Source organism: Komagataeibacter kakiaceti JCM 25156 (assembly GCF_000613305.1).
Window position 1 is genome coordinate 1 of the sequence record NZ_BAIO01000760.1, and the last position, 845, is coordinate 845.

The 845-nt window shown below is 64.0% G+C and carries 2 protein-coding genes; both read left to right on the plus strand.

What is annotated here, in order from left to right; translation table 11 throughout:
- Positions 1-326 (plus strand): DUF1949 domain-containing protein (locus tag JCM25156_RS18685; protein ID WP_025814345.1); only part of this gene is annotated, 326 nt, incomplete at its 5' end.
- 58 nt (positions 327-384) lie between these two features.
- Positions 385-621 (plus strand): DUF3297 family protein, encoded by a 237-nt coding sequence (locus JCM25156_RS18690; RefSeq protein ID WP_025814346.1) that lies wholly within the window; start codon positions 385-387, stop codon positions 619-621.
- Positions 622-845 lie beyond the last annotated feature (224 nt).

An 845-nucleotide genomic window follows, 5' to 3' on the forward strand; every position in this document is an offset into this window, starting at 1 on the left:
ACCAAGCTGGGCGCGGGCGGCTGGTGCGCGCCTATGGCGGGACGGCGGCGGAATGCCTGCGTCAGGCCCCCCGCCTCCCGATCGTGGAGATGGTGGATCTGACCTTCGCCTGCGGCTTTTCCGAACACGCGCTGCTGCGCGCCCGGCTGGAAAGTCTGGAATGCCGGGTCGTGGCGGAGGATTTCGGCGCGGATGGCGTCAGCCTGCATATCAGCGCCCCCGCCACGCGGGAGGGGGAGGTGCGCACGCGCATTACCGACATAACCCGGGGGCAGGCCATGATCCGCGTGGTGGAGGAAGATGCGCCGCAGGGTGTTGGAGAGTAACCGCATTCCCGCTATGTCAGACAGCGTTTCACGTTCAGCACACGGAAAAAGACCCGATATGACCGATACCCCGCCGGACCGTCTGTCCGTCAATCCCGCCAGTCCCTTTTACGACGAAGCCCTGCTTGATCGCGGCATTGGCGTGCGTTTCAAGGGCATCGAGAAAACCAATGTCGAGGAATACTGCATTAGCGAAGGCTGGGTGCGGCTGGCGGTCGGGCGCGGCACCGACCGCTTCGGCAACCCCATGGCCATGAAGGTCACCGGCCCGGTCGAGGTCTGGTTCAAGTCCTGACCCGCGCGCAGGTAACGCAAAAGGCCGCGTCCGAAAGGACAGCGGCCTTTTTTTTAAGGTGAAAGCTCTTTTCCGGAAGTTTCAGGATACGCCGCCTTCCTGAAAAAAAAGGCGCCCCCCGACTCCCCCCGGAGTCTGTCGTCTCACGCCTCGTCAATCGGGCGTTTGGGCAGCAGCGCGGGCACGAAGATCAGCGTCGCCACCAGCGTGCAGCCCAGCGAGAG

Excerpts from the sequence above, each read along its gene's own strand:
- JCM25156_RS18690 (WP_025814346.1), top strand. The coding sequence starts at position 385 with ATGACCGATACCCCGCCGGACCGTCTGTCCGTCAATCCCGCCAGTCCC.